Below are 1,137 nucleotides of genomic sequence, written 5' to 3' on the forward strand. Positions count from 1 at the left end.
GGCAAGTCTGTCAGGGGCGGCTCCCTCGCTCCGGTCGAGCGTCCGGCGCGCCTCGGCCGGAGTTCTACCGCCAAGTGAGGAATGCGGCCTGACGTTGTTGGTGTCGTATCGCCAGAGAGCCAGCTTTCGGCGCGCGTCGGCCAGGCTGTCGAAGATCTCCTCCTTGAGGCACTCGTCGCGCAGGCTGCCGTTGAAGCTCTCGATGAAGCCGTTCTGCTGTGGCTTCCCGGGGTCGATGGTGTGCCACTCGACGCCGTTATCCTTGGCCCACTTCAGGATAGCTTGGCTGGTGAACTCGGTGCCATTGTCGCTGCCGATGCTCTCGGGCTTGCCGTAGAGCCGCACCAACGCGTCCAACTCCCGCGCGACGCGGGCGCCCGAGATGGGGGTCATGGCGACGAGGGCGAGGTTCTCTCGGCAGCAGTCGTCGTTCACGGCCAGAATCCGGAACCGGCGCGAGGCTCCAAAGGTGTCGGAGATCGAGCCACGGGTGCGCCATGGGTCCGAGCGCCCGTGGCGAGGGTCCATCGACCAGCGCTGGCCGGGGCGCAGGGCTTCGGGCATCGGCGATCGGCTGCCGCGGGCGCGCTTGCGGCCCCGCCTGCGCCGGACCGACAGGCCTTCCTCGCGATACAGCCGGTAGAGCTTCTTGTGGTTCATGGTCATGCCCTTGCGCGCGAGCAGGATGCCGATCCGGCGGGTGCCGAAGCGCCGGCGCTTCTCGGCAATCTGGCCCATCTCCTTGCGGATCTCCGGGTTGTCGGGCGGACGCTCGCGCCGCACCGTCTTCGGATCGACACCGACCAGGGTGCAGGCCCGGCGCTGCGAGATGTCGTGGTCCCGCATCGCCAGGAGCGCTGCATCCCGCCGCGCCATCGGTGTCGTCAGCCTTTTCCCAGCAGGTCCTTGAGCACGACGTTGTCGAGCATCGCATCCGCCAGCAGGCGCTTCAGCTTCGCGTTCTCGTCCTCGAGCTGCTTCAGCCGTTTGGCGTCTGACACGTCGATCCCGCCATGCCGGGCCTTCAGCTTGTGAGACAGGTCGCAGGGCTGAGCCCATGCCTGCGGCACACCTCTGCGGTCGCCAATCCAGCTTCCTGTTCCTTGATCATGCCGATGATCTGCGCCTCGGTGAAAC

At 67.1% G+C, this 1,137-nt stretch carries 1 protein-coding gene; it reads right to left on the reverse strand.

The annotated features are described in order from the left end of the window. A partial coding sequence (locus FHG66_RS21390) for an IS3 family transposase (protein ID WP_246082718.1) occupies positions 1 to 1,059 on the reverse strand: 1,059 nt, incomplete at its 3' end. Positions 1,060 to 1,137: the final 78 nt, after the last annotated feature.

The sequence above is a fragment of the Rubellimicrobium rubrum genome, from assembly GCF_006152115.1.
Taxonomy (GTDB): Bacteria; Pseudomonadota; Alphaproteobacteria; order Rhodobacterales; family Rhodobacteraceae; genus Rubellimicrobium; species Rubellimicrobium rubrum.